Below are 14,561 nucleotides of genomic sequence, written 5' to 3' on the forward strand. Positions count from 1 at the left end.
TTTATGAAACAAAGCTAGAACAATAGAACTAAACCATTCGACAAATAGTGGTGACACACACCTCAATTTTGTATATATTTAAAATAATAGGTATTTTCAAAAAGGTGGTTTTATTGTGGGTGTTGTGAAGGAGTTCGGAAAAATAGTAGCCATTTATTTATGTGTATTTTTATGTGTGATTTTATTTGTCCTATTCCCTCGCGAAGCTAGTATTGATTATGCGGGTAAGGCAATGACAGTTGAGTATTCCTATCATTTTAATTTGAAAGAGTATACAACCAATGTCGTTACCTTTATAAAAAATACATATGAGAATAAAAGTCTTGGAGGTACTAAATTTGCCACTCTCACTGCTGAGGATGAAATCGTAAAGTTTTTCCCACGAAGTCTCAAGATTATCTTGATAGGATATATTCTTAGCGTCGTCTTTGGAGTTGTAAAGGGCATCATTGATTACCGGTTTACAAATACGAAAAAAAGTTTGTTCGGAAGTGGCGCTACCTGGTTTCTTTCAGGGGTACCCGACTTTTTTATCATTATCTGTTTAAGCTACTTTCTACTATTATATGTTCCTGATTTTAGCATCATGGGCACGGAAGCCTGGTGGAAATTTATTGCACCTAGTATTCTTGTATCGATTGCACCGATGTTATATGTTGCTAGGATCACATCGGTTTCCCTGCTTACCCAGGACCGCGAACCATACATACAGGTAGCCTTCGCTAAAGGCTTTACGAAAAATAAAGTTCTGCTCAACCATATGATGAGGTCATGCTTGATCACAGTTTCAAGCCACCTTCAATCTATTATGGTGTTTGTTCTTTCAAACTTACTAGTTGTCGAATATTTACTAGGTTACCAAGGGGCAGCCTATCGACTATTTACGGCAATTGGCTATACAAATTTTATCCCTCCTAGTGGCGGGGCAGATGAACGCGGTTTAATCATTGGGATTTGTATAAGCTTTCTATTGCTCGTGATGGTGGCTCATATTATAAGTCAAGTCATTAAAATGAGATTGGATCCGAAATAAGGGGGTGTTTTTAAGTTGAATCGAAATTGGTTTTTAATCACAGGCTTTATTATGTTGGGAATCCTGCTTCTCGTGACTTTTGCAGGACCGCAATTACCATATGTAAAGGAGGGAATTGAAGGAGAGAGAATTCGTTTCATTGACGGCGGTAAGGATTTGCTAAAGGCACCATTTACCCCCGTTCAGCAAGCTCCCTTTGGGTCAGACCATGAAGGAAGAGACCTATTGAGCGTTTTAGTTGTCGGCGCAAAGGACACCCTGAAAATCATTTTAGGAATTGTTGTCCTTCGCTATTTGATTGCAATCCCGTTCGGGTTACTTGCTACTAGAAAAAATAATCCATTTTCCTGGATTGTGACTACTTGGAACAATGTCTTTTCAAGTATTCCAATCATTTTTTCGGCACTTCTTCTGTTAGCCATACCCGCTCTTGTTATGAACGAAAATCGGTTATGGTGGTCGATTTTACTTTTAGCATTAATTGAGGTTGGAAAGGTAAGCCATGTGATTCGCGAGGAAACCCAGCGAATTGTGAGGAAGCCTTATATTGAGGCGGGAATCACAGTTGGTATTTCCCCACTACGACTTGCATTAGGTAATATTTTACCGAATACATATCCTGCAATCATGGTGAATTTCTTCATTGATATCGGAAGAACCTGTCTTTTAATTGCACAATTAGGGATTTTTGGCGTGTTTCTTTCACAGATATTTGTTCAGTTGAATTATGGTTCCGGTGAAATGATTAACACAAGCTTTAACTGGCCAACTTTACTGGGGCAAGCTAGAAAAGACATGATTAGTTCGATTTGGATCCCGTTTTGGACATGTGTTGCCATCTCCTTTACGATGTTTACTTTTACCATTTTAGGGGAAGGCTTGAGAAGGTATTTTGACCGCAAGACCATCTGAGTTGTAACAAATGAAAATTCTTGTTAAAGTGTAAAGTAAATGTTGGAAGATCCGCAAATTAGAACACTCAATTTAAAGGAGCTTATATATGACTACACCAAATCAGAATTTACCAGAAAAAACATGTTCGGTTGAACGTCTTGTGACAATGGAGTCCGATATAAAGAAGGTTATCGAAGGTAAAAAAACGGCTACACGAAGAAATGGAAGATATGCAGATGTTGGAGAAATAATGACACTGGAAGGTCAATCTTTTAAAATTGACCGTGTATACGAGCAATCCCTTGGTGAACTTACAGATGAAGACGCAAAAAGGGAAGGCTTTAATACAGTTGATGAATATAAAGAATCGATCCTTTCTTATCATCCGGGTATGCCATGGCTTCCTCAAATGAAAGTATGGGTTCATGAGTTTAGTAAGATAGAGGAATAATACAAAACCCTTGTCATCACTAAATATGACAAGGGTTTTTCGTTTATTTATGGCTTGTTTTTTCAACAAGCGCTTGCTTATGAATGGCATGTGTTTCTGGTGTCACGGTTTTTATTTTCGTGATGAAGTAATAGTATTTATAAATAACGACCGCAACCAAAAGCAGCTTTACGGCGATGCTATCTAAAATAATAAATGGGACTGCAATCATCGCATCTGCTGTTAACAGAATCGTTAGCTTTTGTCTTAGTGTCATTTCTCGTCGCTTCACAAAGCCTTCTAAATACTTTTTATATAAACTTGTGCTTTTAAACCAGCGATCAAAGCGTTCCGATCCCTTTACAAAGAAGAAGGATGCAAGCAGTAATAGGGGCGTAGTTGGGATGAGCGGCAGCACAATTCCTATTACTCCAAGGCCTAAGAAAAGAAAACCTAACACAATATATAAAAATTTCGTGACGCTTTTCACAAAATTGCCCCCTTTCCATGACGTAAAAATCTTTTATTATTATACCACGTATCTCTTACTGGAAAACCAATGTCACAAAATAGTAAGATAATGAAGATGGAATTGTGAGGTACATCACTTATTTTTTTTATTATAGTGCTATCATTAATTGTGGAATATGTTGTGAATGGGGGTTTCCTTCGAATGGATGTCGTTTATAAAGGTCTTGTTTTCATACATATTTTTTCAGCCATCCTAGGCTTGGGACCTGGCTTTATTTTAACAACAGTCGGAATGTCTGCTAATACGATGACAGAGCTACGGCATTCGTATGCACTCAGACATAGACTTCATATATTTGTCATGATTGGTGGTATCCTTCTGCTTGCGACCGGTCTTTTAATGGGAGTAATTCATCCGTATTTATTTAAAATGGGCTGGTACGTGACAAGCTTGATGCTTTTTCTTGTTTCGTTAGCGATGGGGCCATTCGCTCTAAAACCTAAATCAAAGCCTATAAAAGCATTATTAGAATCACATCAAGGAGACGACATTCCAGCAGAATACTATCCTTTGGCAAAGGCCCTTTTTAGAGCAGAACATATTGAGAATACAATCTTTTTGATTGTGATTACGTTAATGATTTTGAAGCCTTTTTAAAAGTTTATTCAACGAAATCCCCATTCATTCATTGGTGGGGATTTTCTTTGATTGGTTGTTTCTTTTTGAATGGAAATGGGGCTCCTTGTGTGAATAGGCTTATTAAAGTAACCGCGCCGACAAGTAAGGATGCGATGATCCAAAAGTTAATGCCGAATCCGACGATTTTAAAGGCACCTTCATAGTAATTTACGTCCGGTCGATTCATGTTGGATGATACGATTGCAGCGGTAATGTGTTTTGTGGCATACAAAAAGGCAGACACCGCGATGAAAAAACAACCAACAAATGCCTTGATTTGTTTCATATTAACCCTCTTCCCTATTTTTTCCTTCCGTTCATCGTACCATGATTCCAAATGATGGGATATATTACTTTTTACCTAATAAAAACGCCGCATAAAGAATTTCTTCTTTATACGGCAAAATAATTACGCTTCCACTAATTCTCTTTGTAGCATTGTTCCTGTTTGGGCGAAGTTTGTATGCCATGAGAATGCTTTTTCTAATACATGCGGTGTTTGGCCACCTCTAGTTAGTGCTTCCTCAAAGTATTCACGAAGCTGCCCCTTGTACATTGGATGTGCACAGTTTTCAATTAGTAATTCCACACGTTCTCTAGGTGCAAGTCCCCTTAGATCTGCATAACCTTGCTCAGTTACGATGACATCCACATCATGCTCGGTGTGGTCCACATGGGATACAAATGGAACGATACTGGAAATGTTTCCGCCTTTAGCAATTGATTTTGTAACGAAAATGGCGAGGCGTGCGTTTCGAGCAAAGTCACCCGATCCGCCGATTCCATTCATCATTTTTGTACCTGACACATGTGTTGAATTCACGTTTCCGTATATATCTAACTCTAGAGCTGTGTTAATGGAGATAAGTCCGAGACGGCGAATGATTTCTGGGTGATTTGAAATCTCCTGAGGTCTCATGATCAAACGGTCACGATACTGGTCAAAATTTGTAAACACCTTTTTCATTTTTTCTTCTGATAGAGTAATAGAGCAGCAAGACGCAAAATTTACTTTCCCGGCATCCATTAAGTCAAATACCGCATCCTGCAGAACCTCAGAGTAAACCTCTAAATCTGTAAACTCCGAATCAAGCATGCCGTGAAGCACTGCGTTCGCTACGGATCCGATACCAGATTGTAGTGGAGCAAGTCTCTCAGTTAATCGACCAGCTTCTACTTCATTCCCTAAAAATGATAACAGATGCTGTGCCATGATTTCTGTTTCTTCATCAGGTGGTACAATTGTTGACGGTGAATCTGTTTGGTCGGTAAACACGATTCCTTTGATCTTTTCAACGTCCACTTTAATTCCAGGCAGACCAATTCTATCATTTGAATTAGTTAAAGGAATCGGCTCCCTTTCCCCTTGCTTGCCCGGTGCATATAAATCGTGTACTCCTTCAAGCTCTGTTGTTTGGGCAAGATTGATTTCAACGATAATTGATTTTGCGTGCTGGGCAAACGTTAATGAGTTTCCGATTGAAGTTGTTGGAATGATTAAACCATCCTCTTTAATCGCAATGGCTTCCAATATTGCAACATCGACTTCCATTACATTGGAACGAATTAATTCTGATGTATGTGATAAATGCTGATCTACAAATAAGAAGTCCCCTTCATTAATCCCTTTTCTCATTGTTGGATCAGCTTGAAATGGTAAGCGCTTACCCAGAATTCCTGCCTCTGCAAATAATTTATCAACATCAGAACCTAATGATGCTCCAGTATATACATTTACTTTTAAAGGTTCGTTCTCAGCACGTTTTACTAGCGCGAATGGAACCGCTTTCACATCGCCCGCACGTGTAAACCCGCTAAGTCCTAATGTCATGCCGTCGTGAATCCATTCTGCCGCTTCTTCCGGTGTGACAACACGGTTATGCAAACGGGTATCTTTAATACGATCCAGTTTGTTATTCATTTCTCCCATCCCCTTTATGAAATTGAATATTAAGATAATTTTACCTGTAATTTCAATAAGGTAAGAGATTTCTGGAACAAAGAACAATAAAGTCAGATAAAAAAGAAGAACAAACCTCCAAAGCAGAAGATTAGTTCTTTTTCTAGCAAATTAGAAGCCCAACAGTTTTCGAAAATAACTGGAATAGTTTTGGCTGACTGGGACCCGTGCACCATTTTTCATTTCCAGTACGAAGGTGGAATGAGTATCAGGGTGAATTTCTTTTATTTGATTGACATTAACAATAAACGAGCGGTGGCAGCGGATAAAAGAATCCTTTGGCAATGTATATTCAAATTCCTGTAACGAGTATTTATGTGTTCCAGAGAATCCTTTTGTATATACGTGAGTTTTCTTATCCTTCGCCTCTAGATACAGACAATCTGAAAAAGGAATCGGAACCCATCCATCTGGAGATTTCACAGTTACAACTGACTTTCCATCCGTTAATGCAGGATAGATCGCCGTTACACACCCCTCCAGCTCATTACCATGAAAAAAAGGTACCGCCATTCCATGATAAGGAATGCCAAAAACATCCCGATTGATAAATTCGGAAGCCTTCTGTTTAGAGGTAATCGCTTTATATGCAATGGTTCCCTCTTTTATCTCATCACCAGGTTTTATTTTTAAATCAATTCGTTTACTAGGCCGATAATAGATGTATTCTTTTGTATTGGAGACCGCAATTGAAATTTCATCGGAGAACAATTCCCCAATCACATCTAAGAGTGAGCTAATTGTTATATCCTTCACACGTCAACATCCTTTGTAATATAAAATCTAGTATCCGATTCTATTTTACAGGTAATGTTGTGATAAAACATTAACTTCTTATACAGAGCGTTTAAAAAGGCATTTTGTTGTGCATGAAGTATAATGGCAGTAACCACATTTTTAGGAGGAATACATATGTACCATACACTTGAGGAATTTTTGCAAGACTGGAATTATGAAGGCGGTGCTACTCAAAAAATCCTAGACGCCTTAACAGATGAATCATTATCACAAGCGGTTGCACCTGGTCATCGTACATTAGGTGAGCTTACGTGGCATGTTGTGACTTCTGTCCATCTATTTCTTTCACAGGCTGGACTAGAGTTTGAAGGAGCTAGTGGTGAAGCGGTACCTGCAAGCGCAAAGGAAATGGCAGATAGCTATCGTTCAACAAACGAGAACTTAGTGACAGCTATCAAAGCACAATGGAATGATGGAACATTGAAAGAAATCAAAGAGGTGTTTGGTCAGCAAATGCCTGCTGCAGTATTGCTTGGAATGCTGAACACTCACCAAATCCACCACCGTGGACAAATGACAATCTTAATGCGCCAAGCCGGGTTGAAGGTACCAGGTGTTTACGGTCCTTCCAAAGAAGAATGGGGCGCATAATCATACGGTCAAAGGGAGCCAATATTTAGTTGGCTCCTTTTTATTGCTTAAAACCTCTATTTAGTTGACATAATATTTTTCAATCAAACGTTTGTTTAGCGGTCTATCCCTTGGCGCACATGGGTTTCGATTTTCAATCAAGCGTTTGTTTGAATTTTTGCTTACAAAATTTATTGCAGTGGAGCTGATTTCAATCAAACGTTTGTTTAAATCCCAACCCTTGGCCCACAAGGGTTTATCAATTCAATCAAGCGTTTGTTTGAATTGCCCATTTCTTCATTATCTGCTTTTTCTTTTAAATAGTCCTCCTATCCTACTTTGGTAGGAAAATATTACCACATTCTATCATTCATTTTTCTTTTGTTACAAATATATTTCGACATTAAAAATGAGGTCCATTCATGACTACCCTTGATTCTATTGGGTTTTAAAACATTACAATTATAACAAAATGTAACAATTTCGCGACAAATGGAGAAATTCATAGAAATATATGATAATATGAGAAAGTAAAAACTACAGAACAGACTAAGTAGATTAGTAAGAAAGTAGGAATTATTTTGAAAAAGACACTCATAACCTTAAGTGCCACTTTAATGCTAAGTGCCTTTTCTCCATATGTAATACAAACTAGTGCTAATACATTGAACTTACTTCAAAGTGATCTTTCAGAAACTCAAAATGCTTTAAAAGAGTTAAACGCACAAATTGCAAAAGTTGATCAAGCGATTGAAGAAAACCATAAACTGATCACTCAAACAGAATCAGATATCAAGAAATCTGAAGAGCAAGTACAAACTCTTCAAGCAGAGATTGATAAGCTTGAAAAGGAAATCGAAGCTCGTAATGAAATTCTTAAAGAGCGTGCCCGCATGATGCAGGAATCTGGCGGAACAATTAGCTACATAGATGTTATTTTTGGTGCGCAAAGCTTTTCTGATTTTATTAACAGAGTAAGTGCAGTTTCTACTATTATGGAAGCCGACCAAAAATTAATTGATGATCAAGCAAAAGCTATCAATCTAGTAAAAGAAAAACAAGATACCATTCAAGAGACTTTGACTGCTTTACAAGCTAAAAAAGAAGAATTAGTAGCTATGCAAGGTCAAATCCAAGAACAAAAAGCTCAAAACGATGCAGTAAAAGCTGCACTTAAATCAAAAGAACAAAAGACTTTAGCAGATATTGAAGAGGTTCGTGCTAGTATGCTTGCAGCTACACCTGTTGTTAGCAATACAACAGCTGCTGCTACATCTACTTCTACATCTGCATCAACTGCTTCTGTTGCTGCATCCATCCCAACGTCTACTCCAAAGGCTACGGGTTCAATCAGTACAGTCATTAATGCAGGATATAAATACATCGGACGTTCTGCATATAAATTCGGGGGCGGAAGAAGCGCTTCTGATATTGCGAATGGTCTATTCGACTGTTCCGGCTTCGTACACTGGGCATTTGCACAAGCTGGCGTAAATGTAGGGTCTAGCACAAGTGCTTTAAGATCTCAAGGTACAGCTGTATCAGTTAGTGATATGAAACCTGGTGACTTAGTATTCTTTAATACGTATAAAACAGATGGCCATGTTGGTATTTACATTGGCGGCGGTAAATTTATCGGTTCTCAAAGTTCAACTGGCGTCGGAATTGCTGATATGAATAGCAGTTACTGGAGTGGCGTATTTACCGGACACGTAAGACGTATTATGTAATAGACAAGTATTCGAAAAGCATCTTCATAAAGAAGATGCTTTTTTTATGGCAATTTAATGTTGCTTTTGCAAGATTACTCGCAAATTGTTTTCATTTAATTTATTATAGGAGGGAAGCTATCATACTGGAGTGACACATTTTGTATACAAAAAAAGCTTTACCTATTTTATTTGCCGTTATGTTTTTGGTGTATGTCGGGTTTGGAATCATTATTCCTGTTATCCCCTTTTATGCAGAAGACCTTGGTGCTTCACCAACTGAATTGGGTCTACTCATGGCTGTCTATTCACTCATGCAATTTTTATTTGCACCGATGTGGGGAAGAATTTCCGATCGGATTGGACGTAAGCCTGTTATGATGATTGGTATATTTGGCCTTGCTGTTTCATTCTTCTTAATGGCCTTATCAACAAACTTATGGATGCTTTTTGCTGCCAGAATTATTGGGGGCTTCCTTTCAGCCGCAAATATGCCTACCGTTATGGCATATGCTGCTGATATTACGTCTGAGGAAGACCGCGGAAAAGGTATGGGAGTCATTGGTGCTTCGATTGGGCTGGGCTTTGTTTTTGGACCAGCGATTGGTGGTATTTTTTCAAAAACCGATTTACAAATGCCTTTTTACATTGCAGGAAGCTTATCCTTACTTACCTTTTTCCTTGTAATGGTAGTCCTTAAAGAATCATTGCCAAAAGAGAACCGACACCAAACAGAAAGAAAAAGATCTGGCCTTTTAAAAGCACTGAATGGTCCGGAATCCGTTCTGTTTTTCCTTTCTCTATTTATCACGTTATCCCTATCAGGACTTGAGGCCACCTTTGCCTACTTTGCCGCTGAAAAAGCAGGGCTTGGAACAACTGAACTCGGTTATATTTTTATGATTATGGGACTTGCTGGAGCAATTGTTCAAGGTGGGCTAGTTGGAAGATTGACCAAACGCTTTGGTGAAGGCTTTGTCATCCAAATCGGGATTTTCGTATCTGCCTTAGGTTTCTTCCTTATTTTATTTACGAAGGATTTCCTTACCGCTGCGATTTTCTTGACGGTTTTCGGAGTAGGGAATGGCGTTATTCGACCCGCTGTTTCTGCTTTATTAACAAAGCGTTCCAAAACTGGACATGGAAGTGTCACAGGTTTACTCTCTTCCTTCGATTCACTTGGAAGAATTCTTGGACCTGTGTTAGGTGGTTTGCTTTACACGATCTCAATGGGATTACCTTATATCTCAGGTATAGTCCTGTCAGCTATTGCGTTTATTCTTTTTAAAGCCTATATTGCGAAAACAAAAGGGGCTGTCCGAAAAGTCGTTGAAAAATGACTTTTGAGGACACCCCCTCTTTTTTATCAACTATTGGTTTCCACTATTAAACATGCTTGCAGACGTTCCGGAGCCCTCCTCAGGTCAACAGAATATAGGTCTTGAAGCCGTCGTCAAAGATCATGGCGCTTTTTGAGCTTTGATAATTAGTTGCTCCTGGGTTTAGGGTGCTACATCTACACTTTTCAAAGCTTCTCCGAGAAATTTTGCCAACTCGAGCATTCCGTATTTGCCTGCTTTTGCTTCTGCATCGGAATTGTAGTTTGTGTTTGTGTTCACGTCATAGGTGAATACCTCACCAGCCGCATTCTTCACAAATTCGATACCTGCCACATCAATTTTTACTGCTTTTAAAAATGCCTCATACCTTGCTATTAATTCTGGGTCAACATCTTCTATGATTTCGAATTTAGGACGGACTTCTACCTCTTCTCCAACTGGACAAAAGAGGTCTCCAATCTGGCAAGCATCTGCTGGGCATAGTTCAAACCCATCTGAAGTATCAACTCGAACAGAATAGACATATTTACCGCCAACAAATTCAGCTCTAGTAATATAGGATTCTGGTGATTGAATGTACTCTTGAATTAGCGTAATCCCGTCAACAGGCTCTTCAAATGCTGGACTATTCACGTATGCTTTCAATGATTCCACAGATTGAAATAATTGAACACCAAGGCCTTTCCCTGCCCGATTATGTTTTGTGATAAAAGGTGTTTTCCCTAGTTTTTCAGCCGCCTCTATAATTTGCTCGCGCCCAACTGCACCGATCGTTTTCGGAGTACGAATCCCATTTGCCTCGAGCGCTGTGTACTGTTTTATTTTACTTAGTTCCAAACGCAAAGCATTACTACCATTAAATACGATACGATTATGGAACTCCAGCCAATCTAATATTCCGCCTGTCAACTCGGGAGCAAAACGGTGATCCCTTGTGTGTGAAGAAGCGCTCATTCGGTTGTAGAACAAACCCTCGGGTGGATTTGACGTTAAATCGATAATTCCCTTATCAAGATGCCAAGCCTCATATGGTAGCTCCAGCTCATCTAAGCGTTTTCTTAAATGGTCAGTCCACTCATCGTTTTCATGGATTATATATATTTTTTTAGACATCGTATGCCTCCTATACCCTAATTAATCTGATATGTATAATCATATTTAAAAACATAAAGAAGTGCAAACAAAAAAACCTTTAGGTAAGCGGAACAGCTACATTGGCTCAGCCCTATGTAAACTTATGATGGGACATAGAACTTGTCCACATGTTACAATTTAAGTAGAACGCTTTCAAACATAAGGAGGAATGGAATTGAATAAAACAAAGCAAATCGTTCAGAAATCATTAGATGCCTTATTGAAGGATGACACATTTATTCCAGAATTGACTGGGGAAACCCGGGAGCAAGCCTTTACCTCATTAGCCTCAATACTTTCGACTCCGAATCATGTACATAAGTCTTTTTTAAGAATCCCGTTAGAAAATGGTCAGGTGGTTCGAATTCCAGCCTACCGCGTACAGCATAATAATGCACTAGGTCCTTATAAGGGCGGGGTTCGTTTCCACGAAACCGTTAATGAAGATGAAGTAATTAATCTCGCATCATTGATGACGTTAAAAAATGCGCTTCATGATGTCCCGTTTGGCGGCGGTAAAGGCGGGCTTGTTGTCAATCCTCGAACATTATCTGAAAAAGAGCTTCATTCGATTTGTAAAAAATATGTTCGTTATTTTGCAGACAGCCTCGGTCCTGATAAAGATATTCCTGCACCTGATGTTGGGTCAGGCGAGCGTGAGATGGATTGGATGATGGCCGAATACAAAAGTATCCGACCTGGTACTCCATATCGTGGTAGTTTTACAGGAAAAAGTGTCATCAACGGCGGTTCATTAGGAAGACGTGAAGCGACTGGAAAAGGTGTTTATTTTGCCTTCCGTTATCTATTTCACGATTTTCTTCAGAATCAAAAAAGTTTTCTCACTAAATCCGGTAATCCTTTTGCAAAAACAGTTGCTGAATTTGAAAACAAGCCAATAAAACTTGCTGTTCAGGGCTTTGGTAATGTTGGTTCGGTTGCCGCTCTAGAAGCATATCAGTGTTCTCATCTGCAAAATAAGGTTGTAGCGGTAAGCGACCGGAATGTTACATTATTTAATGAGGATGGTTTAAATATTCCATCCCTTGTAAAGTTCGTAAAAGGTAATAAAGGGGATCTTCCTATATCAGATGAGGAGCTGGCGATCGCAGGGGTTAAGGCAGAAATTCTGGACAGAGAAGCGATTCTTTATCTCGACGTGGATGTTCTTATCTTGGCTGCTTTAGAGGATCAGATTCGTACAGACAATATGGAAAAAGTTACAGCACCCATTATCGTAGAGGGTGCGAATGCCCCTATCACCAGTGATGCGGACGATTTCTTAAGTCAAAAAGGTGTCCTCATTATACCTGACATTCTTGCAAATGCCGGTGGGGTTATCGTGTCTTACTTGGAGTGGCTACAAGGTCGCGAAACTCAATTTTATACCGAGGAAGAGGTATTTATTCAGTTGTTCAAAAAAATGAAAGGAACTCTCGACGCGATTTTACCTGCATTCTTCGGTGACTCCTTCACCATAAGACAAAATTGTTATATTCATTCTGTGATGAGACTATCCACTGTCTTGCATCGACAAGGGAAATTGTATTAAGAATAGATAAAGCGACAGCTCCAGCTGCCGCTTTTTTTATGAGGGATGATTCGAACCTGCTGTTCTGGCTAAACGTCCTTCATCCCGTTTATGAAGGACTTTCCAAACCTTCTATGCTTGTTAAAGGTACTTCATACCTCTTATGAAGGACTTTCCGATGCTACTATTCTTGCTAAAGGTACTTCATTCAATTTATGAAGGACATTCCCATGTAATATTCCTCGCTAAAAGTTCTTCAGACGTTTACTCACACCTACTCGACCACTAAAAAGCTCCTGATCCGCCTCCGCCGCCACCGGTTCCTCCACCGCTGCTGCTACTGCTAGTGCTACTGCCGGTTCCGATCGATTCGTTTGCGGATTCAAATTGAGCAGAAGCGTTTGGTCCGACATATCCAAAAGAATATACGGAATACGGGTAAAATCCAGCGCTTTCGTAGTAATAAGGCTTGTTAAAAGCGAATACCAGATCCTCGTTCTGCTTCATCATCCCTTTGTCACCCGAACCAAGTCCGTAAATGTAGGCGCGCATCTGGTCATCCTCTGACCATTTTTTCCACTCGTCAGGTGACAATGCTTTATAACTCTCTTTAAACATCAACCATTCATGGAAAATTCTTAGTCCTTCGCTATTCTTTGGACGGTAGGCAATCAAGTATACAATGATTCCGCCAAACAAAATCAATGTTAATACAAACCATGCAAATAACTCATACATCGGGAACAAGAATAAGAATGGAACTAGCACAATGCCTAAAAACCCTAGAATCAATTTGAATTTGGTCTTATCCTCATAGAATTGTTGTTCTTTTACCTCGTTACGGACAGCCTCTCCCCATTTCATTTGGAAGCCCGTGTACTTGTCTGAGTTTTTCTTTATTGAATACGTTTTTAAATCCGAAAGGCTAAATTCGCCATTATGGCCGATTTTTTCAAATAACCACTCTATTAAAATCTTCTCATGTGGTAACGCTAAGTCCTGATTCACCAGCTCAAATCTTTCCTCAGCAACATGCTTCACCATTTTCATCCTCACTAAATCCAATAATGCAGCTGCCATCCCTGGACCTTGCTGAATAAAGTTACTATTCGTATAGAAAATGGTTGCCGGTAAACTCAACACTTGCTTTGGAAGTGCACCGGGATTTATCATTTCCTGTTTTACTGCATTAAGTTTTGCTCTGCCTTCCATTCGATTTCGGACAATCATAATCAAAACAATTAACGAAAATATCGGGACTAGAATCATTGCTACCTTGGATAAAACTTTTTTCGTTTCTGCTCTTTCCTGTGCTTTTATCAACAGTTCATTTTTATCACTTAATATTTCCTCTTTCATTGGCTTGTCGGCTGTGACATAGTTTGCACCTGAGAAAAGTCCAACATCATATGCGACGCGGATATCGCCATTTGTTTCATTTGGAACCTCTCCAATATGAAAAATGACGGATCCATCGGATTGAACCGTTTCTTTTTGAAAGGCCTCGTCATATCCAAACGCAACCACATCACTCGTAGGCTGTGGCGGATGAACGGTAATGACTAGATTTTCATAAGTTGATTCATTTCTATTATCAAAAAATGGCCAATAAAATTGAGCGACATCCTCAAAGATTTCGACTCCATTTTGAATCGTGTACGCGAGGGTAACAGTAATGGTCTCGTCCTTCCCCTTACGATGGATTTTATAGAAATCTTCTTCCTTTTCCACCCGTAATTCCTTACCATTTTCAGTTGCAGAAAAGTCTTTTATCGAACTCCCCTTTTTCGGAATTACAGTCCGGGTGATCCCGTTAAACTCACCGTCAAATTCATATGTATGGGTTTCCGTTACTTTAACAATACCATCATCCTGCAGGTACGCATCCATTTTTACATCATTGATCCAATAATCAACTGCAAATCCCTGCATAGGAAAAATAAACAAAAACACTATTACAAAAATAAGTCCACTCAATTTTACGCGCATATCCGTCCCTCCTTCATACTTAC

Annotated in this window: 14 protein-coding genes; 8 read left to right on the plus strand and 6 right to left on the minus strand. The window is 39.2% G+C overall.

All coding sequences use genetic code 11. The annotated features are described in order from the left end of the window. Nucleotides 1-115 precede the first annotated feature (115 nt). The 3 genes from LKW28_RS16520 (at nucleotide 116) to LKW28_RS16530 (ending at nucleotide 2,378) form a co-directional block, all read left to right on the plus strand. The gene (locus LKW28_RS16520) at nucleotides 116-1,033 is read left to right on the plus strand and encodes an ABC transporter permease subunit (RefSeq protein WP_229141458.1); all 918 of its coding nucleotides are present in this window, start codon (nucleotides 116-118) and stop codon (nucleotides 1,031-1,033) included. Nucleotides 1,034-1,048: 15 nt separating this feature from the next. Further along, nucleotides 1,049-1,945 carry an ABC transporter permease gene (locus tag LKW28_RS16525; protein ID WP_229141459.1) on the plus strand — a complete coding sequence of 299 codons (897 nt, stop codon included), beginning with the start codon at nucleotides 1,049-1,051 and terminating at the stop codon, nucleotides 1,943-1,945. An 88-nt stretch (nucleotides 1,946-2,033) separates the two neighbouring features. Next, entirely contained in the window at nucleotides 2,034-2,378 is a 345-nt protein-coding gene (locus tag LKW28_RS16530) for an ASCH domain-containing protein (protein ID WP_229141460.1), read from the plus strand. A 43-nt stretch (nucleotides 2,379-2,421) separates the two neighbouring features. Here LKW28_RS16530 and LKW28_RS16535 read toward each other — a convergent pair whose 3' ends face one another. Then, on the minus strand, nucleotides 2,422-2,847 hold the full coding sequence (locus tag LKW28_RS16535) for a YbaN family protein (protein WP_229141461.1): 426 nt from the start codon (nucleotides 2,845-2,847) through the stop codon (nucleotides 2,422-2,424). Between the two features lie 183 nt (nucleotides 2,848-3,030). On the opposite strand from LKW28_RS16535, the gene LKW28_RS16540 reads away from it, so the two are divergent. Then, nucleotides 3,031-3,486 (plus strand): DUF2269 family protein, encoded by a 456-nt coding sequence (locus tag LKW28_RS16540; RefSeq protein ID WP_229141462.1) that lies wholly within the window; start codon nucleotides 3,031-3,033, stop codon nucleotides 3,484-3,486. 28 nt (nucleotides 3,487-3,514) lie between these two features. On the opposite strand, the gene LKW28_RS16545 is transcribed toward LKW28_RS16540, so the two are convergent. The 3 genes from LKW28_RS16545 to LKW28_RS16555 form a co-directional block, all read right to left on the minus strand. Further along, the gene (locus LKW28_RS16545) at nucleotides 3,515-3,793 is read right to left on the minus strand and encodes a hypothetical protein (RefSeq protein ID WP_229141463.1); all 279 of its coding nucleotides are present in this window, start codon (nucleotides 3,791-3,793) and stop codon (nucleotides 3,515-3,517) included. Between the two features lie 123 nt (nucleotides 3,794-3,916). Next, nucleotides 3,917-5,428 carry an acetyl-CoA hydrolase/transferase family protein gene (locus LKW28_RS16550; protein ID WP_229141464.1) on the minus strand — a complete coding sequence of 504 codons (1,512 nt, stop codon included), beginning with the start codon at nucleotides 5,426-5,428 and terminating at the stop codon, nucleotides 3,917-3,919. 150 nt (nucleotides 5,429-5,578) lie between these two features. Further along, complete coding sequence (locus tag LKW28_RS16555) at nucleotides 5,579-6,223, minus strand: LytTR family DNA-binding domain-containing protein (protein WP_229141465.1); 645 nt, start codon at nucleotides 6,221-6,223, stop codon at nucleotides 5,579-5,581. A 156-nt stretch (nucleotides 6,224-6,379) separates the two neighbouring features. Here LKW28_RS16555 and LKW28_RS16560 point away from each other — a divergent pair, with 156 nt between their 5' ends. The 3 genes from LKW28_RS16560 to LKW28_RS16570 all read left to right on the plus strand — a co-directional run bounded on the left by LKW28_RS16560 (nucleotide 6,380) and on the right by LKW28_RS16570 (nucleotide 9,884). Continuing rightward, nucleotides 6,380-6,856, plus strand: a complete 477-nt coding sequence (locus LKW28_RS16560; RefSeq protein ID WP_229141466.1) for a DinB family protein — start codon at nucleotides 6,380-6,382, stop codon at nucleotides 6,854-6,856. Between the two features lie 560 nt (nucleotides 6,857-7,416). Further along, a complete protein-coding gene (locus LKW28_RS16565; RefSeq protein WP_229141468.1) occupies nucleotides 7,417-8,565 on the plus strand; it encodes a coiled-coil domain-containing protein in 1,149 nt (382 codons plus the stop codon). 140 nt (nucleotides 8,566-8,705) lie between these two features. Beyond that, a complete protein-coding gene (locus LKW28_RS16570; RefSeq protein ID WP_229141470.1) occupies nucleotides 8,706-9,884 on the plus strand; it encodes an MFS transporter in 1,179 nt (392 codons plus the stop codon). A gap of 162 nt (nucleotides 9,885-10,046) precedes the next feature. Here the strand turns inward: LKW28_RS16570 and LKW28_RS16575 are convergent, their stop codons facing one another. After that, entirely contained in the window at nucleotides 10,047-10,997 is a 951-nt protein-coding gene (locus LKW28_RS16575) for an ATP-grasp domain-containing protein (RefSeq protein ID WP_229141471.1), read from the minus strand. 190 nt (nucleotides 10,998-11,187) lie between these two features. Here LKW28_RS16575 and LKW28_RS16580 point away from each other — a divergent pair, with 190 nt between their 5' ends. After that, the gene (locus LKW28_RS16580) at nucleotides 11,188-12,570 is read left to right on the plus strand and encodes a Glu/Leu/Phe/Val family dehydrogenase (RefSeq protein ID WP_229141472.1); all 1,383 of its coding nucleotides are present in this window, start codon (nucleotides 11,188-11,190) and stop codon (nucleotides 12,568-12,570) included. A gap of 264 nt (nucleotides 12,571-12,834) precedes the next feature. Here LKW28_RS16580 and LKW28_RS16585 read toward each other — a convergent pair whose 3' ends face one another. Next, complete coding sequence (locus tag LKW28_RS16585) at nucleotides 12,835-14,538, minus strand: DUF2207 domain-containing protein (protein ID WP_229141474.1); 1,704 nt, start codon at nucleotides 14,536-14,538, stop codon at nucleotides 12,835-12,837. Nucleotides 14,539-14,561 lie beyond the last annotated feature (23 nt).

This window comes from Bacillus sp. REN16, assembly GCF_020731355.1.
Lineage (GTDB): Bacteria > Bacillota > Bacilli > Bacillales > Bacillaceae_L > Ferdinandcohnia.